Origin of the sequence: Cupriavidus sp. L7L (assembly GCF_004353535.1) — a bacterium.
Lineage (GTDB): Bacteria > Pseudomonadota > Gammaproteobacteria > Burkholderiales > Burkholderiaceae > Cupriavidus > Cupriavidus oxalaticus_A.
This window is the reverse complement of sequence record NZ_SMNY01000010.1, coordinates 426184-448803: the sequence shown is the minus strand read 5'-3', so window position 1 is coordinate 448803 and position 22620 is coordinate 426184. Positions and strand designations below refer to the sequence as shown.

Below are 22620 nucleotides of genomic sequence, written 5' to 3'. Positions count from 1 at the left end.
CCCAAGCCGCCCCCGCTGCCCATGTCCTCCTTCCTGCGCGCCCTCACGCTTCGCCAGCTCCAGATCTTTGTCACGGTGGCCCGCCACGCCAGCTTCGTGCGCGCGGCCGAGGAGCTGCACCTGACGCAGCCGGCCGTCTCGATGCAGGTCAAGCAGCTGGAATCCGTGGTGGGGCTGGCCCTGTTCGAGCGGATCCGGGGCCAGCTCACGCTGACCGAGCCCGGCGACCGGCTGCTGCACCATGCCTCGCGCATCCTTGGCGAGATCAAGGATGCGGAGGAAGGCCTGCAGGCGGTCAAGGATGTCGAGCAGGGCTCGATCACGATCGGGCTGATCAGTACGGCCAAGTACTTCGCGCCCAAGCTGCTGGCGGGGTTTACGGCGCAGCATCCCGGCATCGACCTGCGCATTGCCGAGGGCAACCGCGAAACGCTGCTGCAGCTGCTGCAGGACAATGCCATCGACCTGGCCCTGATGGGCCGTCCGCCACGCGAGCTGGACGCGGTGTCAGAACCGATCGCCGCGCATCCGTACGTGGTGGTGGCCTCGCCGCGGCATCCGCTGCGCGGCGAGAAGCGCTTCGACCTGCAGGAACTGCGTCACGAGACGATCCTGCTGCGCGAGCCCGGATCCGGTACCCGCACCGTGGCGGAGTTCATGTTCCGCGACCACCTGTTCACACCGGCCAAGGTGATCACGCTGGGCAGCAATGAAACCATCAAGCAGGCGGTGATGGCGGGCATGGGGATCAGCCTGCTGTCGCTGCATACGCTGTCACTGGAACTGCGTACGGGAGAAATCGCGTTGCTGGATGTGACGGGTACGCCGATCGAGCGCGTCTGGCATGTGGCGCATATGGCAAGCAAGCGCCTGTCTCCGGCCAGCGAGAGCTGCCGGGGCTATCTGCTTGAGCACACTGCGGAGTTCCTGGGGAAGGAATATGCGGGGCTGCTGCCTGGGCGGCGCGTGGCGTGATGAAACAAGGGGACGCCGGGATTTGCAGGTGATCGGCGGAAGCCGACAGGCGCAGGATTCAGTGGATGGGCTGTCGCACCCGCATGAACGGCTGTCGCCAGATAATCAATCCGGTTGTTCGTCGTCCGTCGGTGCTTGAAGCGGGTGCCCGTACGCGTGCTCGGCATTCGCCTCGTCGACCCCGACGCGCGTCACGGTGCAAACCTTGGAGATCATGTATCCCACACCGGCGATCCGGTGCTGGTGGCGGGGCGCGAAGGCGTTCAGGTGCGCGGTGATGCAACGGTCGATGGCCTGGCAAGCCTCAGCGTCATCGAACTCTGGCAGGAATGCAATCGAGATACCGGGTAGCTGGTAGTCGAGCAAGCGCGCCTCTGCCAGACGGGTGTACAGATTGCCGTTGCGGAAGTCCGCCGGGATGTCGTCCCACTCCGGCAGCAGTTTCATGGTGCTGCACTGCACGTCGCCATCGGTAATGCTGTCCACTTCGGCGCGCGAGAGCGAATAAGTCATGCTGGTTACATCCTTCCAAGAACATCGCGACACGAGACATGCCGGCAACGCGCCCAGGCTGGACACGCGTTGATTTCGGTCATGACCTACATGGCATAGCCTAACGGCGCCAGCGGGCCGCCCGCCATGCAAAGGATGCCAACGACTTTGCATTACATGCCACTGTGTCGGATTGGTGCCCCATAGGGCACACCAAAACGCGGCATAACGTGTTCCGCGAGGATGGAGCCCCCTCCGCGTACCCTGCTTACAGTCGAGTCACCAGCCGAACCCGCCTGGACTATGCTGGAGTGGTTCCGGGCTGAGGCATTGCCGGCAGTCCGCTTTATCGGCAGCGGCAGCAGAACGAGCCCATAGCGATTGGTACGGTCCGACTTTGCCTCGCTCGGCATTGCGGGTCGTGCCATGTTCGGTGCTGGTGGCGCGTGATTATCTGGCAGACCTACTTCGACGTGAGATCGGTATGCTCTATCAGATTGTGGAGTATCAGAGGGCAACAATGGCGGCCTTGGCGATACAAGCGAGCCGCGCGTTTATCCACCCCATGAGTCCGTTTTCTTATGTGCCTGGCGCAAGCGACTTTGCCGCTTGCTGGGAAATGCTCAGTCGCGTCGGCTCGCCCTGCGATGAGCCCTCGTTCAGCATTACAGCGGTTCAGCTTCGTGGCTGCGTTGTCCCGGTGGAGGAGACTGTCCTTTTAGAAAACCCGTTTTGCCGCCTGCTGCGCTTCACGACTGGCTCCGCCAAACATGAGGCTGGACAACCGTCTTCATCAATACTTCTGTGCGCACCGTTGGCGGGTCACCATGCCGTCATGCTCCGCGAGGTCGTGGAGTCGTTGCTGCACGAACATATCGTCTATGTCACAGATTGGAGCAATGCGCGCAACGTGCCTGTGAGTGATGGCCCCTTCCATCTGGACGACTATGTGCTTTTCATCAAACGCCTTATTCGTCAGATCGAAGCGGAATCGCTCCATGTCCTCGCCATCTGCCAGGCCACTGTGCCGACGTTGGCCGCCGTTGCGCTGCTGGCGAGCGAGGATGAGCCAACACCGCAAACCTTGACTCTGATTGGCGGTCCGATCGATGCGCGTCGCAGCCCGACCGCGATCGGGGATCTCGCCGCTCGTCATTCCCTGCAGTGGTTTCAACGCAATCTGATTCACGCGGTGCCTGAGCCGTACATGGGCGTCGGACGCCAGGTTTGCCCAAGCTTCGTGCAAGTCGCCGGCCTGGCCGCGGCGGAGTCATCTTCATTGACGACCCTGTATTGGAACTTCTGCCTCAGTCTTGCGCGCGGCGACGCCGATCTTGCGCAGAGGCATGGGCAAGCCTTGGACGCCTATAACGCCGTGCTCGACATGGCGGCAGAGTTCTACCTGGATACCATCAGCACAGTGTTTCAGGACTTCCGGCTGCCGCGCGGAACATGGCAGGTGCAAGGACATGCGGTGCGACCACAAGACATCCGTACGACCGCATTACTCACCATTGAAGACGAGTGCGACGAAATCTCTGGCCGGGGACAGACCCATGCGGCTCATGATCTGTGCCAAGGCATTGCCCTGCGCGGCAAGCGGCTCGTTACGGTGCCGCGCTGCGGCCATTATGACCTTTTCTCTGGCCCTTGCTGGCATAGGGAAGTCTTTCCCACGATATGCGATATGACGCGACGCGGCATTGACGCCCGGGCGAGCATGGGAAGCGTTTGACATGGCGCCGGCTAACGTGGGCGGCTGCGTATCCCGGCCTGCATCAGCGCCTCGCCCGGCGGTGCCACCTGCAGCGTCGCCAGCTCCTGCGCCACCAGGCGATGGCTCTGCCGCAGCTGCTGCTCGCGCGAGCGCCGCCGCCTGCCGCTGCCTCACGCCATGCACGCCGTGCACAAGGCGTGCGTGCGTATGGCGTTTCATACATGCAACATCCGGGAAAGAGCGCTAATAATCAGGGACCGCGCGGGCCACCAAATATCAAGGCATGATGTATTCGCGCCACGCCCCACTTAAGTGGTGTATATCCCTCGGGCGGGCACATAAGACAATACAAGACAATATAAGACAGTGATTGTGCGCCAGCCCGCTCGGGCAGGGTGCGCTTGTTTTTCTTGTCACAACTACGGCGGGGTCAACCAGATGCCTACGCGAATCATTCGCGTTGTTCCGGCAGTTCAAGGCTGGGCCCTTGAAATTGAAGGTCTTGCGGAAAAGCCCCTGCTTTATACCTCTCTTGAAGCTGCGATAACCGCGGGATGGCACCGGGCGAAGCATGATAACGCCGAGCTTCACATCCACCGCCAGGATGGAACCGTCCGCCTGCTGACCGCTCTCGCAGCCGATTCAGGCGGCGACAAGGAGTGAAGGCTTTCTGACGGCGCTGCGCTGCGGATAATCCGGCGTGTGACGCCATCTTCACCAGGTGTAGGACGCCGCCCGATAGCTACGCGATTACCGCTGATCTATCACAAAGGCATGAGCACAGGCTTCCGCATGGAGATCATCATGCAACCCGGATTAGAGGTGCGGTGCATAGAGCAGGATCTGCAAGACCTGGACGACACGGATCTGGCCATCCTGCGGGCCGAGAAACGTATCGCTGCGCAGGAGCTACGGATCGCTCAGTTGAACCGGGATGGTATCGATAGCGCCAGTGCGCAGGCAATGCTGGCCAACATGCGTGAAGGTCTCAAGGAACTCATCATGCACCGTGCGCTAATCGTGCATGGCATCACCTATCGCGAACCCTAGGCAAACCCGGCACGGCCTATGGCACCTCCTCAACCGCAGCAGCGGAATCCGACGAAGAGGTCGCTGCGGTGCGGCAGGTAGAAGTTGCGGTAGCGGGGATGCTTCATGCGTGCATGGGTAGCGAACGATCCGCCGCGAACCGAGCGATGCGTGTGAAACCAGGGAGCGGAATATTCCTGGTACGGGTCGGGCGAGAACCCTGCATAGGGTACGAACGGATCAGCCGTCCATTCCCACACGGCCCTCCCCCAGCGGATCAGGTCATGCGTTGCCGCATACTCCCATTCCGCTTCCGTGGGCAAGCGCTTGCCGGCCCAGCGGCAATAGGCTTCCGCCTCGTAGGCATTGATATGACACACGGGCTGTTCGGGCGGCAGCGGCACCCATTGCCCGAACCAGCGCAACGCCCATTGCCCGGGGGGGCCGCCGGCTGGCCGGCGCCAGCGACCCGGATGCGCCAGCCCGCTCTGCTGCAGCCATGCGCGTCCGTCGCCGGACCACCACTGCGGATCGCGGTAGCCGCCGGCGGCCACGAAGTCCGCAAATTCGGCATTGCTGACACAAGTGCGATCGATGCGGAAAGGGGCGAGGTGGACCGGGTGGGCCCACTTCTCGTTGTCGAAGACAAAGCCGTCGCCCCCTGCGGGCGCCCCCATCAGGAACGTGCCGCCGCCTGCGGCTGCCGAGCCGGCGCCTGGCGCAATGGAAGGCATGCCAAGCGGGGCATGCAGCGGATAATCGAGCGTCTGGCGCATATAGGTCAGCGCCTCCGCGTGCATGTCTTCGTGGAACAAGGCGAGCCGGAAAAAATAGAGCGCCTGGTCGGTATCATCCGCCACGGCGAGGCTGGCCCGGACACGCTCCAGCACCGCCGCCACGTAGCCGCGTACTTCCCGCAGCGGGGGCAAGGCGAGCTTCCAGCGATCCGTGTGAGGAACGAGCGAGGAATCGAAGAAGCGGTCGGCATTATCGAGCATCGACGGCAGGCTCGCGACCAGGCGGCCGCCCGCGCCCGGACGCGGATCCCGCAGCACCCAGTGCTCGGTGAACCACGCGACATGCGCGTATTCCCACAAGGGTGGATTGATCCCCGGGTCGTAGCGAACCTGCCACTGGGACGGCGACAGATCCTGCAGGATGGCCCAGGTGCGCCGATGCGCATCGGTAAAAGCCGCATCGAGCCCGAACTTGTTTATCCTTCTGGCTGCACCCCCTTCAGAGCCGATCGTCATGCGTCCTCCCAAGGCCACTGTCGCGATTATCAGCCCGGCGCTCCGCAAAGCCAATAACGGCAACTGGCAGACCGCACATCGCTGGTCGCACTTCCTGCAGGCAGATTACGGTGTGACCGTGGCCGCGGAGTGGCCGCCGGGCCACTCAGGCGGTGCGGTCCCGGCGTGCCTGATCGCGCTGCACGCCCGGCGCTCGGCAGATTCCATCGCCAGGTTTGCCGAAGCCTGCCCCGGCCGTCCACTGGTGGTGGTGCTGACCGGGACGGACCTGTACCGCGATATCCGCAGCGACGCATCCGCCCGGCGCTCCCTGGAGCTTGCCACCCACCTGGTGGTGCTGCAGGACGAAGGGCCCGCCGAACTGGCCCCCGGGCATCGTGCCAAGTGCCGGGTCATCTACCAGTCCGCCCCGGCAATCGTGCCGGCAGCGACCAGCCACGATGCGTTTGACGTCGTCCTGGTGGGTCATATGCGGGCGGAAAAAGACCCGGCGACGCCCATGCTGGCCGTGATGCTGCTTGCTGAGGATTCGCGCGTGCGCCTGACCCATATCGGCGCCGCCCTGGACGAGAGCTACCGGGAGTCAGCCGAGGCGCTGCAAGCGCAGCGCTGGCCAGGGCTCCAGCGCTATGTCTGGCTGGCAAACCTGCCTCACACCGAGACGCGGCTGCGCATCGGCCAGGCGCAGGCGCTGCTCATATCGAGCGTGATAGAAGGCGGCGCCAACGTGATCATCGAAGCCGTTACCAGTGGCGTACCGGTGCTCGCCAGCCGCATCCCCGGCAACATCGGCATGCTGGGCCGCGACTACGAGGGCTATTTCCCGCCGGGCAATGCCGCGCAGCTGGCGGAGCTGCTGGAACGCGCCAGCCGCGACGCCGCCTTCCTGGCGCGCCTGCGGCAGCAATGCGCACAGCGGGCGCCGCTGTTCGCACCGGAGCGCGAACGCGCCGAAGTCATTGGGCTTGTCGCCGAAGCCCTGAAGCCGGATTAACCTAGCCGGATTGACCAGGAGAGGCCTCGCCCGGATTGCGGTAGCATAGGCGCCCCTTTGGATAGTCCATCACCATCACCGCCGTTCTTCGACCACGCCCGATCATGATCCCGACCATATTCCCGCGTATCGCGAAACGCCTTGCCGCGCTTGCCCTGTTTGGCCTTGCCGGCCTGTCCGGTGCCCAGGCGGCACAGACCGTGCTGAAGGTGTCGGCCATCCCCGACGAGGCACCGACCGAACTGCAGCGCAAGTTCGCGCCGCTCGGCAAATACCTGGAGAAGGAAACCGGCATGAAGGTGGAGTTCGTCCCAGTGACGGATTACGCCGCCGTGGTCGAGTCCCTGGCGACGGGCAAGATCGACATGGCATGGCTGGGCGGTTTCACCTACGTGCAAAGCAAGATCCGGACGCAGGGCGCCACCATCCCCATCGTCCAGCGACAGGAAGATGCCGCGTTTACCAGCAAGTTCATCACTGCCGACAGCAATATCAAGACCCTGGCCGACCTCAAGGGCAAGACCTTCGCCTTCGGCTCGCCGTCCTCGACTTCCGGACACCTGATGCCGCGCAGTTTCCTGCAGCAGGCCGGCATCGATCCGGACCGGGACTTCAAGACCGTCGCCTACTCGGGCGCCCATGATGCAACGGTCGCCTTCGTCCAGGCCGGCAAGGCCGACGCCGGCGTGCTCAACGCCTCGGTCTGGGACAAGCTGGTGGAGCAGCACAAGGTGGACCCCGGCAAGGTCCGGGTGTTTGCCGTCACGCCGCCCTACTTCGACTACAACTGGACCGTGCGCGGCGGGCTCGACCCGGCCTTGGTCAAGAAGCTGACCGAAGCGTTCCTGCGCCTTGACCCGGCCAATCCCGAGCACAGGGAAATCATGGCACTGCAAAGGACCGTCAAGTACATCCCCACCCGGCCGGAGAACTACGGCGGCATCGAGGCCGCGGCCCGCGCCGCGGGCCTGGTCAAGTGAGTTTCAGTCTCGACGCAGCCAGCGTCACCTACCCCAACGGGCAGCGCGCGCTGAGCCGGATCGCCTTGTCGGCGGGCAGCGGCGAGCGCATCGCCGTCATCGGTCCCTCGGGCGCCGGCAAGACCTCGCTGCTGCGCCTGCTGGCAACGTCGCTGCGGCCCGGCGAAGGCCGCGTCGAGATCCTGGGGCAAATTCCCTGGGCACTGAGCGCCGCACGCCTGCGGCGCCTGCGCTGCCGCATCGGCATGGTGCACCAGGCCCCGCCCATGCCTCCGCGCCAGCGCGTGATCACCGCCATCCTTGCCGGCCGCCTCGGTATCTGGCCCGGCTGGAAATCCATGCTCTCGCTGGTCTATCCGGCGGATATTGCCGGTGCCAGCGAACAGCTGGCGCGACTGGAGCTGGCCGACCGCCTGTTCGATCGCTGCGACCAGTTGTCGGGCGGCCAGTTGCAGCGCGTCGGGGTGGCCCGCGTGCTCTACCAGCGCCCGGAACTAATCCTGGCCGACGAGCCGGTCTCGGCGATGGATCCCGTGCTTGCCAACCTGACCCTGGGCGAGTTGCGCAAGGAAGCCGATACGCGTGCGGTGACGCTGGTCGCCAGCCTGCACGCGGTAGATCTGGCGCTGCGCTGGTTTCCCCGCATCATCGGCCTGAAGTCGGGCGAGATCGCCTTCGACCTGCCGGCCGGGCACGTCACTGACGCCCTGCTGCGCGAACTCTACGCCTCCGAGAGCGAATCGCCACCCGTGCAGGGCAGCCGGTCCGTGGCCATCGCCGCCACTGCCGGCAGCGTTGACCCACGCAGGGCGGCATGCCGATGACCACGCATCCACGCGACCCGCAGGCGCTGCGGCGGGCCAGCGGCCTGCTGCTGGCGCTGCTGCTGCTCTGGCCCCTGCTGCGGCTGTCCCGGTTCAGCCCGTCGGCGCTGTTCGACGCGGCAAACCTCAAGGTGATGGGCGGCTTCCTGCGCAACTTCCTGCCCCCCGAGGTCTCGGTCGAATTTCTTGGCTACGTGGCCAAGGCAACGCTGGAAACGCTGGCTATCGCGACCGCAGGCGTCGCGCTGGCCTTTGTCATTGCTGCGCCGCTGGCCGTGGCAATGTCCAGGAGCCTTTCCATCTCGCGTATCGGCCCGGGCCCGGGAAAGCGGGTGCGGGCAGCGTTGCGCACCGCCGTGCGGGCGCTGGTGCTGCTGCTGCGTGGCGTACCGGAGCTGGTCTGGGCGCTGGTCTTCGTGCGCGCCCTGGGCCTTGGCGCGGCGGCGGGCGTGCTGGCGCTGGCCGTCACCTATGGCGGCATGCTGGCGAAGGTCTATGCGGAAATCCTCGAATCGAGCGACCAGCGCGCGGCGCAGGCCCTGCTCACCGGCGGCAGCGGGCGCCTGGCGGCGCTGTCCTACGGATTGCTGCCGAATGCCGCGCAGGAGCTGGTCTCGTACACGGTGTATCGCTGGGAATGCGCCATCCGGGCATCGGTGGTGATGGGTTTCGTCGGCGCCGGCGGGCTTGGCCAGCTGATGGACCAGGCCATGAAGCTGCTCAATGGCGGCGAAGCCGCGACCATCCTGCTTGTATTCCTGCTGCTGGTCCTGCTGGCCGACGCGCTCAGCGCCCGGCTGCGCAAGATGCTGGAATAAACCATGGCGACGAACACGCCCACGGCCGCCCAACTCTGCCTGAAGTGCCTGCTTACGCTGCTCGCCGTGGCCATAGCGGTTGCGGCAAGTTTCGCCTGGCTCTCGCTTGACCTGGGCCAGCTCATTTCCCGGGACGCTGCAGCCGGGATGCTGCGCTTCCTGCTGACGTTCTTCCCGCCGGAGCTGTCGCCGGCGTTTCTTGCCAGAACCGGTGTCAGCATGCTCGAAACGCTCGCGATTTCCGCCGTGGGCACGCTGTGTGCGGCGGTGCTGGGTTTTGGCCTGGCACTACCGGCTTCCGGGCTCTACGGCGATGCGCTGCGCACCTTGTCACGCTTGCTGCTGAACCTGCTGCGCTCGATTCCCGAGCTGGTATGGGCTGCGCTGACCGTGCTCGCGGTCGGCCTTGGACCGTTTGCCGGCACCCTCGCCCTGGCACTGCACACGGCGGGCGTGCTCGGCCGCCTCTTCGCCGAGGCGCTGGAGAATGCGCCGCGCACACCCGCCCGCGCGCTGGCGGATAAAGGCGCCCCCGCCGCACTGGTCTTCATGTATGGGACGCTGCCCTGCGTATGGCCCCAGTTCCTGTCCTACACCCTGTACCGCTGGGAAACCAATATCCGCGCGGCGGCGATCCTTGGCTTTGTCGGCGCCGGCGGGCTTGGGCAGATGCTGTATTTCGAGCTGTCCCTGTTCCATATGCCCCAGGCTTGCACGGTGATCATCGCCATGCTTGTCCTGGCGGCCGTGGTCGACACGGCCAGCGCGATCATGAGGGTTGACCGGCCATCCTGAAATTACGAGGTTACGGGGCAATCCCTTCTAGCGCGACAATCCTTGTCGTCGCACATTTTTGACGGATCGCCTTAAGACGAGCGTACTCTGGTGACTCATACCAGGCCATCAAGGAGTCAATGCTCGGGAACTCGACGATGACGAGACGATGTGGCTCCCAGTCGCCTTCGAGAACTTTGGTCAGACCACCACGGCCCAAATATTTTCCGCCGTAGCGGAACTCAGTGGCAGGTACTTCTCGCTTGTACTCTTCGAAAATGGCAGGGTCCGTTAGCAGTAATATGAGCATTCCGCCCTTCAATTGGAAATACCGCGATGCAAGTACTGGTTGACGCAGACGCCTGCCCGGTTGTCGTCAAGGAAATGTTGTATCGGGCCGCGCAGCGTGTCGGAGTGTGCGTCACGCTGGTGGCGAACAAGTATATGCGCACGCCGCCTTCCCGCTTTATCAAGGCACTGCAAGTGCCGGCGGGCTTCGACGCCGCCGATGACCGTATCGTCGAATTGGTCAGCAACGGTGACCTCGTGATTACGGCGGACATACCCCTTGCCGCCGCTGCCCTCGGCAAGGGCGCTTTCGTGCTCGACCCACGAGGAATCTGGTTTAGCCGAGAGAATATCCAGGAGCGCCTGACGATGCGCGAGGTGATGGACCAGCTCCGCGGCTCGGGCGTCGATACCGGCGGTCCGGCACCGTACGCCCCACAGGATAGCAAGGCGTTCGCCGGCCAATTGGACCGATTCCTGGCACGCCATGCGCCGCCAGGTGCGGTCGCCTGAAGCGTGCTATCCACAGCAACGCAAGAGATCATTGACCGATACTGCTAGGGCGGTACGTTAAACCTCCTTGCCGTCGTCAAACACCAGTCTTCCGAGCATTTGACCAGGAGTCTTGGAGAGACGCCAGAAGGAGAGAAATCGACGCTGCCAGCAGAACAAGATCCTTCAGAAGGAACTGGCCTGGCATCGCTGAAATCGCCGGAAACCCGCCCGCCGTCGCTTCCGCTACGCCAGGCGTGCTACAGAAGAAGGTGAATTGTTCGGGTGGCCAGGAGCTTCCACTTTAGCGTTACGTGATAGCGGTTTCGAGGCTCTATATGCGCAGTAAAATGCCAGCAAGGATCAAAATCGAGGCGCGAGGCGGCGCATCACGAAAATCGAAGCGCTTTACTCGCTTTCACGCGGGTTCTCGCGCCTGCCGGCGCCATTCGCCCGGTGTCATCTTCATCTTGTCCGTGAATACGCGCCGGAACGCCGCAACGGATCGATAGCCGACCGAGTCGGCCACGGCCTCGGTAGTCATCGTCAGCTTCTTCAACTCGTTGGCGGCCAGGCTTATCCGGATATCGGTCAGCAGGTCGTTGGCCGAGCGCCCCAGACTAGACCGAAAATGCCGCATAAAGGTGGCGCGGGACATGCTGCACAAGTCGGCCAACTCGGACAGGTTCCAAGGCCGGGCCGGATCGGCAAACATGGCTGAAATGGCTGGAGCCAGTCGTGGATGGCCGGCAAGCGCCAATAAGCCCGCCGGAGACTGCTCCGATTCGCTCGCCGCGCGGAGTACCAGTGTAAACAGCGCGAAGCTCAGGGCGTTGAGCATGGCGTTACCTCCCGGCTTGTCGCCCGTTGACTCCATGCGCATCAACCCCACCAGATTCGCGAGGTCTTTCGAGGCGGACATGGCGCCCTCTTCCCCGTCCATGGACCGCACCACCAGTGATGCTGGCAGGTAATCGCGGATGATCCGATCATGGGGCGACCCGATAGAGAATCGCCCGCAAAGCATGTCAAGACGTTCACCCTTGCTATCGTTCTCACTAAGCATCCATCCTGAGGAGCCTTGGCGATTGTGGGTCAGACCGGGTACATGTCCGCTGCCATCGTGTAACACGTGTGCCGACCCGTGAGGCAATAGTAGGATGTCGCCGCTCACGAGTTCCCTGAACGTGCCCGACTGCGGATCCTCCAGAATGGCACGGCCCTTGAGAATGACGTGGTAAGGGATTTCGTGCGGTGCGGACTGATCCCATGCCACGCGCCATGGCGCGCCATAGTTGCAACGAACCTCGAGCCGACCCGTCACGTTGATCATTTGCAAGAGTTGGCTCAACCAATCGACTTGGGACATAGGACCTCGAAAACTCCAAACGCTAGAGCAATCTATTCTTGCGCACGTTGTAACGCACCATATGGACCAGGTGCCCACGATTTGATACTTCGCCCACTCGCCCGGTCCTTCACCGACCAACCTGGGAACGGCATCCGCATCAGCGGGTCAGGCTAGTAGCTTGCGATACTGGATGAAGCCTGAGCGTTCCGCCATGCGGTCGTAGAGTTGCATGCCACCATGGTTGGATTCGTGAGTCAGCCAGTGCACACGGGACGCCCCACGTCGGCTTGCTTCCGCATAGACATGCTGGATCAGCAAGCGCCCGATGCCGCCGCCCCGCGCATGATCAGCAACGAAGAGGTCCTGAAGATAGCAATAGTCGCCGGTTGTCCAGGCAGAACGATGGTAGATCGAATGCACTAACCCCCATGCCTGTTCGCCCACCATAGCAAGTGCCGCATACATCGGTTCACCTACATCAAGGAAGCGTCTCCACGTATTGAGCGTCACGGACTCGGGAATATCGACCCTATAGAACCGCTGATAGCCCTCCCAGAGGGGCAGCCAAAGATGAAAATCTTGAGTATCGACCGCCCTGATCTCGACAGATTGCATAGGATCTCCCTGCGATAGATGAGTGCGTTCCGGCCCAGGTGGCCGTCACTGCCTGCCGTCACTAGTCCACTGCGTCAGTCGAACGGGGGTGCTTATCGACTGACGCAGCGGACTAGGCCGTCGTCACTTCAAGCCCACGTTGTACCGCTGGACGCGCGAGGCAGCGGTCGAGCCACCCCTGCACACGAGCAAAACGCTCGAAGCCGACGATCTCGCCCGCTTCGTAAAAGCCGATCAGGTTACGGACCCAGCCAAGCAGCGAAATATCGGCGATGCTATAGTCCGCGCCCATCACCCAGTCGCGGCCCACGAGCCGGTTGTCGAGAACACCGAGCAGCCGCGCTGATTCGCTCACGTAGCGGTCGCGGGGGCGCTTGTCTTCATAGTCCTTGCCAGCGAATTTGTTGAAAAATCCGACCTGGCCGAACATCGGTCCGACGCCGCCCACCTGCCATATCACCCATTGAATCGTTTCGTAGCGAATGCCAGGATCACTGGAAAGAAACTGCCCCGTCTTCTCGGCGAGATAGATGAGGATCGCTCCCGATTCGAACAACGCCAAGGGCTGCCCCCTCGGCCCGTCAGGATCGTAGATCGCAGGAATCTTGCCATTAGGGTTGAGTGCGAGAAAGACCGGATCATGATGCTCATTGACCATGATGTCGACACGATGCGGCTCATAAGCTAGCCCCGCCTCTTCCAGCATGATGGCTACCTTCACCCCATTGGGTGTCGGCAAGGAAAAAAGCTGCAACCGATCGGGATACCGCGCAGGCCAGCGCGCAAAAATTGGATGATTGAGGGTCACTATCTTCCTCAGAATCTTGTCAAATCTTACAAACAGGCCGGACGCACCCAGAAAGCATTCTCCCGGGTGCCTCCAAGCCTTGGCGTTACGGTCGCATCAGCCCACACCTTTGAGAACCGCAATATTAGGCGATGCGATCGGACCACGTTAGATCGAGCCGGCCGGCGTGACAGCAGGAAAGTCCTTCTCGGGATCGAACACATTGTTGAAGTAGTTCGTCAGCGAGTACATGGCCACCAGCGCAACGATTTCCATGATGTTTGCATCCGTGTAGCCGGCATCGCGTACCGCTTCCAGATCGGCATCACTGACCTGGCCACGAGACAGGATGACCTTGCGCGCAAACTGGATCGCCGCGTCCCGCTTCGGATCGCTGGCGTGACCCTTCCGAGCGAGGAGGATTTCTTCGACCGGCAACTTGGCCATATGCTCGGCCGTAAAGCTGTGCACGGTCAGGCAGTAGTTGCAGCCATTCACTTCTGAGACGGCAAGCCCGATCCCGTCACGCGTCTTCACGTCGAGCGCTTTGCTCAAGCCTCCGAGCAAGGTGGCCCAGGCATTAAACGCAATTGGACTCTGCGCGAAGCTTGCCATCATGTTCGGGGTGAATCCCATGTTCTTGGTGAACGCATCGAGAGTGGGTTTCGATTCTGCCGGCACCTGTTCCGGCGTGAGCGCTACAGTTCTTGCCATCATAATCTCCGTGAGTGGCTGGCTTTGCCAATTGGGTGCGGTCCATGTGGGACCGTCCCCGTTAACTTCGTGCCCATGTCGTGGACCGAAGCGTGGTGATGCAGGAAGTACCTTGCGGTCCTCCTGACTTGAAGATTCCTTGTGCAACGCGCGGCAACTGCCGACGCGCCTAAACCAAAACCAACACGTCGTCTAGCGGGCGGCGGGGCTTCTGCCTCCAGTTTCCGGGACGCTCCGCACCCACGGACAGCAGCATGACCGGCACTTCGTTGGGAGCCAGTTCGAACTGCTCGTGCACCGCATCGGCATCGAAACCGATCATCGGTGTCGAGCCCAGGCCCAGCGAGCGAGCCGCATACACTATCGCGGCCGCGCCAAAGGTACCGGTCCGCACGGCCTCATCGCGCTGACGCTGCGGAAACTCCATGTAAAGATCACGGGCGGGGTTCTCCCATTCCGGCACCATTGACGCCGGCATGACGCCAGCTTCCACCAATGGGGCGAGCCGTTCCGGAATGACGCTGGAGTCGGCCAACAGGCCGCAAATGATGAAGGTCACGGCGGCATCAATGATCGCTGGTTGGTTCCAGGCAATGGGGCTTAGCCTGGCCTTGGCTTCCGGTGTGCGCACGGCGATGAAGCGCCAGTTCTGCATGTGGAAGGACGTCGGTGCGCTGGTACCGATTCGCACCAGCTCTCGGATCTGGTCGTCGCTTAAGGTGGCGGCCGGGTCGTAATACTTGGCCGCGCTGCGGCTCAAAATGCATTCGATGACAGCGTTGGTCATGGTGTTTTCGTGGCTCATGCTTGTTTCCTGTAAGGCTTCTTTACTGCTTCCGAGCCTCAACTTTAGGCCGATGGAGTAGCATTTTCGAGACTATTTTTTGTCAATAAAATGCTCAAAAGGATCAACCCAGCCAGAAGAGGTACTCGGAATCTGACGCGAACGATGCCGCGCGGACGCCACCTCGGTATAGGGTGGTCCGGCTATCGCGATCCACCCCATGCCCTAGAGGTTGGTGCTGTTTGGGAGGCCTAGCGTGTTATGGGTCGCTGCGCACGAGGTCATACGCGAGGCGAAGGCTGCAGGCGTGTACGTGTTCGGTGGTGGTATCAACGAGGATGTCGCACCACTCATGGTCGCCTCAGACGGCACGGTCACAAACGAAACCTATCCCCAGACGAAGGAGTTCGATGGTGGCTTCTGTGTCCTGCAGCTCCCGTCGCGCGAAGCCGCCATCCTGTGGGCTGCAAAGATCGCCAAAGCCTGCCGCTGCTCGCAGGAACTCCGCGAGTTTGGGTATGACCCCGAGAGCTGACGGGCAGGGCCCGTACCCACTGCGAGCGAAGACACTCTCCCGCATCTACTTTCCTAGGAGTTGTGTCCTGTGGCGTGAGTCGTCATCCCGCTCGGCCATCCGTCTCGGGCTGCGCCGCAGCCCCGTCTTCGCGCAGCCAGACGATGAACTCGGCACCCTGCCCCACCGTGCTTTCCACCGTAATGCGGCCACCATAGCGCTCCACCAGCGCATAGCTGATGGACAGGCCGAGGCCGGTCCCCATCTGCTTCTTGGTGGTGAAAAACGGATTGAACAGGTTGGGCAGGTCTTCCTCGCGGATGCCGCGGCCCGTGTCGCGCACGTGCAGCGTCACGCCGTGCCCTTCCCAGTCGCGCGTGGCCAGCGTAAGGATGCCGCCCTCCGGCATGGCGTGGATGGCATTGGTCACCAGGTTGACGATGACCTGCTGCAGTTCGCTGCGGCTGATGCGCACGCGGCGTGTGGCCTGGCAGGCCAGTTCGACCCGGATGGCCGCGTCCTTCAGCATATGCCGGACCAGGTCCATGCAGCCGGCCGCGACCTCGCCCACATCCAGGCGCTCGGTATTGCCGGCGTAGGCCTCCGGCCGGACAAACTGCAGCAGCCGGTTGGTCAGCAGGTAGATGCGTCGCACCTGCTCGTCGATCAGCCGCAATTCATGCCGGACCGGCTCCGCGGCCGGGCCGAGAATATCGCGGGCCACGTCCAGGTTGCCCTGGATCACCGCAATCGGATTGTTGATCTCATGTGCCACGCCCGCGGTAAGCTGCCCCGCGAGCGCAAGCTTTTCCGAGGTAATCAGCTGCTGCCGGGTCGCGCGCAGCACCGCGTTCGCATCCTCGAGCTCGCGGGTCCGCTCGGCGACCTTGCGGTCTAGCGAGTCCGCCCAGTCCCTGAGCTCGGCATTGCGCTGCTGCACGTCCGACAGCAACCGGTCGAACTGGCCGGCGAGCTGGCCCAGTTCATCCTCGCTGCGCACCGGGCCGACGCGCGCGTTGTCGTTGCCGGCCTCGAGCGCGCGCATGGTGCCGACCATCTGCGTCATCGGCGTGAACACGCGCCTGGCCCACAGCAGCGAGAATAGCGCTCCCGCCACGGCCAGCAGGAGGAACAGGCCCACCAGCACGCCCAGCGCGAGGTCCTTGGCCTGGCTGATCGGCCTGGCCAGGTAGCCCACGTAGAGCATGCCGATGCGCTGCCCGCGGCTGTCCACGATAGGCTCATAGGCGCTCATGTACCGGTCGTTGACCACGAAGGCCAGGTCCAGCCATTTTTCGCCACGCGTGAGCACCTTGTCCCGCACCTCGCGGGAGACGCGCGTGCCCAGGGCCCGCTCGCCATGGAACAGCCGCACGTTGGTGGCAATGCGCGTGTCGTCCAGGAACAGGGTCGCCGTCCCCTGGCTGCCACGGGGCAGGGATTCCGGCTGGTAGACCAGTGCGTTGATCGCGTCGATAAAGCCGAGGTTGTGGTTCAGCAGCGTACCGCCGTGCAGGATCGCCACCAGCTTGCCCGCCGCATCGAACACCGGCGCCGCCGCGTGCACCACCATGCCACGGGATTCCATGGTCCTGTCGGTCGGCGCCGCATTGGCGGTGGCGCGCAGCGTTACCTGGGCGCGCCTGGCAAGGTCGCCGGAGACGGCAGCCAGCTGCGCGGCGGACCAGGCGTCGGTGGCGGCATCCGGGCGGCCGGCCGCGGCGCTTTCCACCACGCGCCAGCCGGCGTAGTCCATACCCGCCGCACCCGCCGGCGCAGCGGCAAGCAGCCGCCCTTGGGGATCGAGCAATTGCAGGAAGTCGAGGCCGTGCGTACGCCGCGCGTCGGCCAGGATGGCGGGCATGGCGCTGCCGCGGCCAAGACCGTCCACCAGGGCATAGGATCTGGCCTCCTGCAGGACGCGGTCTTTCATGCCGCCGACCATGTGCTCGAAGTACTCGTGGGCGACCAGCAGGTCGCTGTTGACCTTGTAGGCCAGCAAGGCCTGGAACGTGCGATTGCCCCACAGCGCCATCATCAGCAGCAGCGCCACCAGCGCCACCAGCAGGGGCGCGACCACGATGGACACCAGCTTGGCGCGCAGCGAGGCGCGATAGCGGCGCAGCAGCATTGAGGGCGCTGAGGGCGTTGAGGGCTTCAAGCGCGCAGGCCCCACTGCAGGCATTTGCGGTCCAGCGTGCGGCGCGAGATGCCGAGCCGGCGCGCGGCTTCCACGCGATTGCCGCCCTCCGCCGCCAGCACCTGCAGGATGTGCCGGCGCTCGACGGCTTCGAGCAGGGTGGCGTCGTCGGCGGCTGCGTCATGCGTCGGCGGCGTACCCGCGTCACCGGGCTCGGCGGCGTGCGCCAGCAGTTCGACCGGGTACTCGCCCAGGATCAGCGCCCGCTCCACCAGGTTGCGCAGCTCGCGCGCATTGCCCGGCCAGTCATAGGCCTTGAGCAGGCACACCAGCGACGGCGACAGCGGGACCGGCGGCAGCCCCAGCTGCGCCGACAGCTGCTCGGAGAAATGCTCGGCCAGCGGCACCACGTCTTCCGGCCGCGTGCGCAGCGGCGGGATGGTCACGGCGACCACGTCGAGCCGGTAGAACAGGTCCTGGCGGAAGCGCCCCGCGGCGACTTCGTTGGCCAGGTTGCGGTTGCAGGCGGCAACGATGCGCACGTCCACCGCGATCTCGCGCTCGGTGCCGAGCGGGCGGATGCGCCGGTCCTCGATGACGCGCAGCAGCTTGGCCTGCATCGCCAGCGGCAGTTCCGAGATCTCGTCCAGGAACAGCGTGCCGCCATCGGCATAGAGGAACAGCCCGTGGCGCGCGCCGGCCGCGCCGGTGAAAGCGCCCTTGGCGTGGCCGAACAGCTCGCTTTCGATGATCTCGGGCGCCATCGCGCCGCAGTTCAGCGGCACGAACTGGCCCTGGCGGCCGCTGAGCCGGTGCAGCTCGCGCGCCACCACTTCCTTGCCGGTGCCGGACTCGCCCGTCACCAGCACCGTGGACGGCATCGGTGCGACCCGCGCGACCAGCGCCATCAGCTTCTTCATGGCTTCGGACTCGCCGATGAAGTCCTTGTGGATGGTGTACTTGTCCAGCTCGCGGCGCAGCAGGTAGTTCTCGCGCGCGAGCCGGGCCTGGTTGAAGCAGCGCCGGATGGCGTTGAGCACCTGGTCGACGCGGAACGGCTTGACGATGAAGTCCGCCGCGCCGGAGCGCAGCGCGGCAATGGCCGTGTCCATGTCGGCGAAGGCCGTCATCAGGATGACGTCGGCGGGATTGCCGGCTGCGCGCAATGCCTGGAGCCACTCCATGCCGCTGGCGCCGGGCAGCGCCACGTCCAGCAGGATCAGGTCCACATGGCGCTGCTCCAGCAGCGCGGCGCCCGCTTCGGCGCTGTCGGCCGTGAGTACGCTGCCCACCTTGCCTTCCAGCGCCCGCGACAGGAACGAACGCATGCCGGCCTCGTCGTCCACCACCAGGATCGTGCGGCGCTGCCAGTTATCGGCTTCGGCGGCGTTGCTTTGTCGTTCGCTCATCACTTTGGTTGTTGCGGTGCAGGCGGAGAGTCTAGCGACTGTGCCCGATCCGCCTGTATTGGGGTTAAACCGACCCGACCGTGCGCGGCGGCGGCCTTGGATGGACATTTTGACCCGCACGCCGGGCCCGTGCCCGGACATTTTGTCCAATGGCCCGCCCTTCCGGAAGGCCGCTTGCCGCAACCCATTGATGGCAAACGGTATCGGCCACCGGCACAGCTCTTGCTGAACGACGCGCCTCAGCCCGGCGCACCCGCGCAACAAGAGGCTGCCACTTCCAGGTAGGAGACAACTTCATGTCCTATTCCGCGCAAGCGCAAACACCCGCCGAGCAGGAGCAACACCGTTCCGGGCCATCGCAAGGACCATCGCCATCGCGGCCAGCATCGCGGCCATCGCCCTTCTCCAAGGAAGCGATCATCGCCCGGCCAGGCTTCAACCGCTGGATGGTGCCGCCCGCCGCGCTGGCGGTGCACCTGTGCATCGGCCAGGCCTACGCCTTCTCGGTCTTCAACGAACCGCTGACACGGATCATCGGCGTCACGAGCGCGGCGCCGGGCGACTGGCAGCTGACCACGCTGGGCTGGGTGTTCTCGCTGGCGATATTCTTCCTTGGCATCTCGGCCGCGTTCGCGGGCAAGTGGCTGGAGAAGGTCGGACCGCGCCGCACCATGTTCACGGCCGCGTGCTGCTTTGGCGGCGGCTTCCTGGTGTCGGCGGCGGGGATCTGGCTGCACCAGATCTGGATGCTGTACCTGGGCTACGGCGTGCTGGGCGGGATCGGGCTCGGGCTTGGATACGTGTCGCCGGTGTCTACGCTGATCCGCTGGTTCCCGGACCGCCGAGGCATGGCCACCGGGATGGCGATCATGGGCTTCGGCGGCGGCGCGATGATCGGCGCGCCGCTGTCGGTCGCGCTGATGAACCACTTCAAAAGCGCCACCAGCGCGGGCGTGGCCGAGACCTTCCTGGTCATGGGCGTGATCTATTTCATCTCGATGTCGCTTGGCGCGCTGGCGATCCGCATCCCGGCCCCGGGCTGGGCGCCTGCCGGTTTTGTGCCCAAGGCCAAGGCGAGCAAGATGGTCACGCACGCCAACGTGCATATCGACCAGGCGCTGAAGACGCCGCAGTTCTACCTGCTATGGCTGATCCTGTTCCTGAACATCACGGCAGGCATCGGCGTGCTGGGCCAGGCAGCGGTGATGATCCAGGAAACCTTCAAGGGCACCATCACCGCCGCGGCCGCGGCCGGCTTCGTCGGCCTGCTCAGCATCGGCAACATGACGGGACGCTTCCTGTGGAGCTCCGCCAGCGACTACTTCGGCCGCAAGCTGACCTACGCCATCTTCTTCGCCTTCGGGGCCGCGCTCTACCTGGCCGTGCCGGCGATCGGCGCGGCCGGCAACGTGGCGCTGTTCGTGGCCTGCTATTTCCTGATCCTGACCATGTACGGCGGCGGCTTCAGCACCATTCCGGCGTACCTGGCCGACATGTTCGGCACCGCGTACGTGGGCGGCATCCATGGCCGCCTGCTGACCGCATGGGCCGCCGCCGGCATTGCCGGACCGGCGCTGGTGAACTACATCCGCGAGTACAAGCTGGCGCTGGGCGTGCCCAGGTCAGAGGTCTACGTCGACACCCTGCACATCATGGCGGGACTGCTGGTGGTGGGCTTCGCCTGCAACCTGCTGATCCGGCCGGTGCATGCGCGGCACCACCTGCGCGAAGCGGCCAGCGCGGCCTGACCACGCCTGCCATTAAGAAAACACAGGAGACAAAGCATGGAAAACGGCCGCACTTTCGGCAAGACACTGCTGCTGCTCGCGTTCTGGACCTATGTGCTGATCCCGCTGGGCGCGGGCATCTGGTCGACCCTCGGCAAGGCCATGACGCTGTTCAGCTGAGCGACCGCGCAGGCTGTCCGCTGCAGCACGCTCCGTGCTTGCGGCGGCGCCCGATGCGATTGCCCCTGGCTCCGGGCCCGTCGATGCCGCGGGATCCATCCCAGCCTGTGATCCCGCGCAACGGCGCCATCTGTACTGGTGGCGCCCACGCGCCTGGCCAGCGCCGCCCCGGCCCGAACAACTGAGCTTGAACGGCTCCCCCAGAACTGTATCCCTGGCGGGCAGGCTGTCACCCGTACCCTTGTCCGTAATGTCGCGGCACGGCCCATCTGCCGGCGGCGCCCCCCCACGGAGAGCACCTCAATGCACGGACTCACAGCCCTGGACCTTGCCCGAATCCAGTTCGGGTTCACGGTTTCCTTCCACATATTATTTCCTGCCATCACTATCGGGCTGGCCTGCTTCCTGGCATTCCTGGAAGCGCGCTGGCTGCAGACCCGGGACACCGTCTACCGGACCCTGTACCAGTTCTGGATCAAGATCTTCTCGCTGAACTTCGGCATGGGGGTCGTCTCCGGCCTGGTCATGGCCTATGAGTTCGGCACCAACTGGTCGGGCTTCTCGCAGTTTGCCGGGGGTGTCACCGGCCCGCTGCTGACCTACGAGGTGCTGACCGCCTTTTTCCTGGAGGCGGGCTTCCTTGGCGTGATGCTGTTCGGCTGGAACCGCGTCGGGCCGGGGCTCCATTTCTTCTCGACGGTGATGGTAGCGCTCGGCACCATGATTTCCTCCACCTGGATCCTGGCGTCCAACAGCTGGATGCACACGCCCGCCGGCTACGTCATCGTTGCCGGCAAGGTGGTGCCGACCGACTGGCTGGAGGTGATCTTCAACCCGTCGTTCCCCTACCGCCTCGCCCATATGGTCATCGCCGCGCTGCTGTCCACGGCGCTGTTCGTGGCGGCGTCGTCGGCCTGGCAGCTGCTGCACGGGCGCGCCGTGCCCGCCGCGCGCAAGATGCTGTCGCTGGCGATGTGGATGGTGCTGGTCACCGCGCCGATCCAGGCGATGGTGGGCGACGCCCACGGCCTGAACACGCTGGAGCACCAGCCCGCCAAGATCGCGGCGCTGGAGGGGCACTGGAACACGGCCGCGAAGGATGACCAGAACGGCTTCCCGCTGATCGTGTTCGGCATCCCCGACATGGAGCGCGAGGAAACCCGCTACGCCATCGAGATTCCGCGCCTGGGCAGCCTGATCCTGACGCACACCCTTGACGGGCAGATCCGCGGCCTGAAGGACTTCCCCAAGGAAGACCGCCCCAACGCCACCGTGCTGTTCTTTACCTTCCGCACCATGGTGGGCCTGGGCGTGGCGATGATCGGCTTCGGCCTGCTGGGATGGATACTGCGCCGCAACGGCGCGCTGTACCGGTCCAGGGCGTTCCTGCGCCTGGCCGTGGCGATGGGCCCCACCGGCCTGATCGCGCTGCTGGCCGGCTGGATGACCACGGAGATCGGGCGCCAGCCGTGGGTGGTGTACGGGTTGCTGCGTACCCGGGACGCCGTGTCGGCGCATGCGGCCGGCCCGGTGGCGCTGTCGCTGGCGCTGTTCGTGGTGGTCTATTTCGTCTGCTTCGGCGTCGGCATCCGCTACATGCTCAAGCTGGCCAGCGCCGGCCCCGCCCCTGACGCACATCCGCATGAGGCACCGTCCTACGGCCCCGGCAGCGTCGTTCCCGCCGCCATCGCCGCGGCTTCCGAACCCCACGCGATGGCCCGCCACGGCCGCCGCGATTCCTGAACCCTGAACAGGTGATCGAC

At 64.4% G+C, this 22620-nt stretch carries 24 protein-coding genes and 1 pseudogene; 14 read left to right on the top strand and 11 right to left on the bottom strand.

The window, feature by feature from the left end:
* Positions 1-21 precede the first annotated feature (21 nt).
* Positions 22-975, top strand: coding sequence for a LysR family transcriptional regulator (locus E1J61_RS13735; RefSeq protein ID WP_133094590.1), 954 nt, complete (start codon positions 22-24; stop codon positions 973-975).
* 105 nt (positions 976-1080) lie between these two features.
* Here the strand turns inward: E1J61_RS13735 and E1J61_RS13730 are convergent, their stop codons facing one another.
* Complete coding sequence (locus E1J61_RS13730; RefSeq protein ID WP_207951208.1) at positions 1081-1488, bottom strand: hypothetical protein; 408 nt, start codon at positions 1486-1488, stop codon at positions 1081-1083.
* Positions 1489-1951: 463 nt separating this feature from the next.
* Here E1J61_RS13730 and phaZ point away from each other — a divergent pair, with 463 nt between their 5' ends.
* The 3 genes from phaZ (at position 1952) to E1J61_RS13715 (ending at position 4234) form a co-directional block, all read left to right on the top strand.
* Positions 1952-3202 (top strand): polyhydroxyalkanoate depolymerase, encoded by a 1251-nt coding sequence (gene phaZ, locus E1J61_RS13725; RefSeq protein ID WP_133094589.1) that lies wholly within the window; start codon positions 1952-1954, stop codon positions 3200-3202.
* 420 nt (positions 3203-3622) lie between these two features.
* A complete protein-coding gene (locus E1J61_RS13720; protein ID WP_133094588.1) occupies positions 3623-3847 on the top strand; it encodes a DUF2188 domain-containing protein in 225 nt (74 codons plus the stop codon).
* 129 nt (positions 3848-3976) lie between these two features.
* Positions 3977-4234: a hypothetical protein gene (locus E1J61_RS13715; protein WP_243736855.1), complete on the top strand. Its 258-nt coding sequence runs from the start codon at positions 3977-3979 to the stop codon at positions 4232-4234.
* 29 nt (positions 4235-4263) lie between these two features.
* Here E1J61_RS13715 and senA read toward each other — a convergent pair whose 3' ends face one another.
* Positions 4264-5466, bottom strand: a complete 1203-nt coding sequence (senA, locus tag E1J61_RS13710) for a selenoneine synthase SenA (protein ID WP_133094587.1) — start codon at positions 5464-5466, stop codon at positions 4264-4266.
* On the opposite strand from senA, the gene senB reads away from it, so the two are divergent.
* The 5 genes from senB to phnE all read left to right on the top strand — a co-directional run bounded on the left by senB (position 5465) and on the right by phnE (position 9877).
* Positions 5465-6460: a selenoneine biosynthesis selenosugar synthase SenB gene (gene senB / locus E1J61_RS13705; RefSeq protein WP_133094586.1), complete on the top strand. Its 996-nt coding sequence runs from the start codon at positions 5465-5467 to the stop codon at positions 6458-6460. The genes senA and senB overlap by 2 nt on opposite strands.
* Positions 6461-6564: 104 nt before the next feature.
* Complete coding sequence (locus tag E1J61_RS13700) at positions 6565-7440, top strand: putative selenate ABC transporter substrate-binding protein (protein WP_133094585.1); 876 nt, start codon at positions 6565-6567, stop codon at positions 7438-7440.
* Positions 7437-8264 (top strand): phosphonate ABC transporter ATP-binding protein, encoded by an 828-nt coding sequence (locus tag E1J61_RS13695; protein WP_133094584.1) that lies wholly within the window; start codon positions 7437-7439, stop codon positions 8262-8264. Before E1J61_RS13700 ends, E1J61_RS13695 begins: the two co-directional genes overlap by 4 nt.
* Positions 8261-9082: an ABC transporter permease gene (locus tag E1J61_RS38220; protein WP_135702764.1), complete on the top strand. Its 822-nt coding sequence runs from the start codon at positions 8261-8263 to the stop codon at positions 9080-9082. Before E1J61_RS13695 ends, E1J61_RS38220 begins: the two co-directional genes overlap by 4 nt.
* A 3-nt stretch (positions 9083-9085) precedes the next feature.
* Positions 9086-9877, top strand: a complete 792-nt coding sequence (gene phnE, locus E1J61_RS38215) for a phosphonate ABC transporter, permease protein PhnE (protein ID WP_243736854.1) — start codon at positions 9086-9088, stop codon at positions 9875-9877.
* Between the two features lie 10 nt (positions 9878-9887).
* Here phnE and E1J61_RS13685 read toward each other — a convergent pair whose 3' ends face one another.
* Positions 9888-10166 carry a DUF1330 domain-containing protein gene (locus E1J61_RS13685; RefSeq protein WP_133094583.1) on the bottom strand — a complete coding sequence of 93 codons (279 nt, stop codon included), beginning with the start codon at positions 10164-10166 and terminating at the stop codon, positions 9888-9890.
* Positions 10167-10192: 26 nt separating this feature from the next.
* Here E1J61_RS13685 and E1J61_RS13680 point away from each other — a divergent pair, with 26 nt between their 5' ends.
* Entirely contained in the window at positions 10193-10657 is a 465-nt protein-coding gene (locus E1J61_RS13680; RefSeq protein WP_133094582.1) for a YaiI/YqxD family protein, read from the top strand.
* A gap of 76 nt (positions 10658-10733) precedes the next feature.
* Here E1J61_RS13680 and E1J61_RS13675 read toward each other — a convergent pair.
* From E1J61_RS13675 to E1J61_RS13650, 6 genes and pseudogenes are all read right to left on the bottom strand, one after another.
* A pseudogene (locus tag E1J61_RS13675) lies at positions 10734-10910 on the bottom strand (DUF417 family protein); the annotation flags it as partial.
* A gap of 144 nt (positions 10911-11054) precedes the next feature.
* Complete coding sequence (locus E1J61_RS13670) at positions 11055-12005, bottom strand: AraC family transcriptional regulator (protein WP_133094581.1); 951 nt, start codon at positions 12003-12005, stop codon at positions 11055-11057.
* Between the two features lie 147 nt (positions 12006-12152).
* A complete protein-coding gene (locus E1J61_RS13665; protein ID WP_133094580.1) occupies positions 12153-12602 on the bottom strand; it encodes a GNAT family N-acetyltransferase in 450 nt (149 codons plus the stop codon).
* A 112-nt stretch (positions 12603-12714) separates the two neighbouring features.
* Complete coding sequence (locus E1J61_RS13660) at positions 12715-13410, bottom strand: glutathione S-transferase N-terminal domain-containing protein (protein ID WP_133094579.1); 696 nt, start codon at positions 13408-13410, stop codon at positions 12715-12717.
* 147 nt (positions 13411-13557) lie between these two features.
* On the bottom strand, positions 13558-14103 hold the full coding sequence (locus tag E1J61_RS13655; protein ID WP_133094743.1) for a carboxymuconolactone decarboxylase family protein: 546 nt from the start codon (positions 14101-14103) through the stop codon (positions 13558-13560).
* A 169-nt stretch (positions 14104-14272) separates the two neighbouring features.
* On the bottom strand, positions 14273-14890 hold the full coding sequence (locus tag E1J61_RS13650; protein ID WP_133094742.1) for a nitroreductase family protein: 618 nt from the start codon (positions 14888-14890) through the stop codon (positions 14273-14275).
* 253 nt (positions 14891-15143) lie between these two features.
* Here E1J61_RS13650 and E1J61_RS13645 point away from each other — a divergent pair, with 253 nt between their 5' ends.
* Entirely contained in the window at positions 15144-15422 is a 279-nt protein-coding gene (locus tag E1J61_RS13645; protein ID WP_243736853.1) for a YciI family protein, read from the top strand.
* 82 nt (positions 15423-15504) lie between these two features.
* Here the strand turns inward: E1J61_RS13645 and E1J61_RS13640 are convergent, their stop codons facing one another.
* Together E1J61_RS13640 and E1J61_RS13635 are read right to left on the bottom strand one after the other, a co-directional pair.
* A complete protein-coding gene (locus E1J61_RS13640; protein ID WP_243736852.1) occupies positions 15505-17532 on the bottom strand; it encodes a cache domain-containing protein in 2028 nt (675 codons plus the stop codon).
* 26 nt (positions 17533-17558) lie between these two features.
* Entirely contained in the window at positions 17559-18950 is a 1392-nt protein-coding gene (locus E1J61_RS13635) for a sigma-54 dependent transcriptional regulator (RefSeq protein WP_133094576.1), read from the bottom strand.
* Between the two features lie 296 nt (positions 18951-19246).
* Here E1J61_RS13635 and E1J61_RS13630 point away from each other — a divergent pair, with 296 nt between their 5' ends.
* From E1J61_RS13630 to E1J61_RS13625, 3 genes are all read left to right on the top strand, one after another.
* A complete protein-coding gene (locus tag E1J61_RS13630) occupies positions 19247-20698 on the top strand; it encodes an OFA family MFS transporter (RefSeq protein WP_133094575.1) in 1452 nt (483 codons plus the stop codon).
* A gap of 36 nt (positions 20699-20734) precedes the next feature.
* A complete protein-coding gene (locus E1J61_RS37800; RefSeq protein WP_198065771.1) occupies positions 20735-20857 on the top strand; it encodes an oxalate:formate antiporter in 123 nt (40 codons plus the stop codon).
* Between the two features lie 303 nt (positions 20858-21160).
* The gene (locus tag E1J61_RS13625) at positions 21161-22600 is read left to right on the top strand and encodes a cytochrome ubiquinol oxidase subunit I (RefSeq protein WP_133094574.1); all 1440 of its coding nucleotides are present in this window, start codon (positions 21161-21163) and stop codon (positions 22598-22600) included.
* The last annotated feature ends 20 nt before the right edge of the window (positions 22601-22620 follow it).

Excerpts from the sequence above, each read along its gene's own strand:
- phnE (WP_243736854.1), top strand. The coding sequence starts at position 9,086 with ATGGCGACGAACACGCCCACGGCCGCCCAACTCTGCCTGAAGTGCCTG.
- E1J61_RS13685 (WP_133094583.1), bottom strand. The coding sequence starts at position 10,166 with ATGCTCATATTACTGCTAACGGACCCTGCCATTTTCGAAGAGTACAAG.
- E1J61_RS13735 (WP_133094590.1), top strand. The coding sequence starts at position 22 with ATGTCCTCCTTCCTGCGCGCCCTCACGCTTCGCCAGCTCCAGATCTTT.
- E1J61_RS13670 (WP_133094581.1), bottom strand. The coding sequence starts at position 12,005 with ATGTCCCAAGTCGATTGGTTGAGCCAACTCTTGCAAATGATCAACGTG.
- E1J61_RS37800 (WP_198065771.1), top strand. The coding sequence starts at position 20,735 with ATGGAAAACGGCCGCACTTTCGGCAAGACACTGCTGCTGCTCGCGTTC.
- senA (WP_133094587.1), bottom strand. The coding sequence starts at position 5,466 with ATGACGATCGGCTCTGAAGGGGGTGCAGCCAGAAGGATAAACAAGTTC.
- E1J61_RS13625 (WP_133094574.1), top strand. The coding sequence starts at position 21,161 with ATGCACGGACTCACAGCCCTGGACCTTGCCCGAATCCAGTTCGGGTTC.
- E1J61_RS13655 (WP_133094743.1), bottom strand. The coding sequence starts at position 14,103 with ATGGCAAGAACTGTAGCGCTCACGCCGGAACAGGTGCCGGCAGAATCG.
- E1J61_RS13640 (WP_243736852.1), bottom strand. The coding sequence starts at position 17,532 with ATGCTGCTGCGCCGCTATCGCGCCTCGCTGCGCGCCAAGCTGGTGTCC.
- E1J61_RS13715 (WP_243736855.1), top strand. The coding sequence starts at position 3,977 with ATGGAGATCATCATGCAACCCGGATTAGAGGTGCGGTGCATAGAGCAG.
- E1J61_RS13630 (WP_133094575.1), top strand. The coding sequence starts at position 19,247 with ATGTCCTATTCCGCGCAAGCGCAAACACCCGCCGAGCAGGAGCAACAC.
- E1J61_RS13665 (WP_133094580.1), bottom strand. The coding sequence starts at position 12,602 with ATGCAATCTGTCGAGATCAGGGCGGTCGATACTCAAGATTTTCATCTT.
- E1J61_RS13700 (WP_133094585.1), top strand. The coding sequence starts at position 6,565 with ATGATCCCGACCATATTCCCGCGTATCGCGAAACGCCTTGCCGCGCTT.
- E1J61_RS13635 (WP_133094576.1), bottom strand. The coding sequence starts at position 18,950 with ATGAGCGAACGACAAAGCAACGCCGCCGAAGCCGATAACTGGCAGCGC.
- senB (WP_133094586.1), top strand. The coding sequence starts at position 5,465 with ATGCGTCCTCCCAAGGCCACTGTCGCGATTATCAGCCCGGCGCTCCGC.
- E1J61_RS13650 (WP_133094742.1), bottom strand. The coding sequence starts at position 14,890 with ATGACCAACGCTGTCATCGAATGCATTTTGAGCCGCAGCGCGGCCAAG.
- E1J61_RS13730 (WP_207951208.1), bottom strand. The coding sequence starts at position 1,488 with ATGACTTATTCGCTCTCGCGCGCCGAAGTGGACAGCATTACCGATGGC.
- E1J61_RS13720 (WP_133094588.1), top strand. The coding sequence starts at position 3,623 with ATGCCTACGCGAATCATTCGCGTTGTTCCGGCAGTTCAAGGCTGGGCC.
- E1J61_RS13680 (WP_133094582.1), top strand. The coding sequence starts at position 10,193 with ATGCAAGTACTGGTTGACGCAGACGCCTGCCCGGTTGTCGTCAAGGAA.
- phaZ (WP_133094589.1), top strand. The coding sequence starts at position 1,952 with ATGCTCTATCAGATTGTGGAGTATCAGAGGGCAACAATGGCGGCCTTG.
- E1J61_RS38220 (WP_135702764.1), top strand. The coding sequence starts at position 8,261 with ATGACCACGCATCCACGCGACCCGCAGGCGCTGCGGCGGGCCAGCGGC.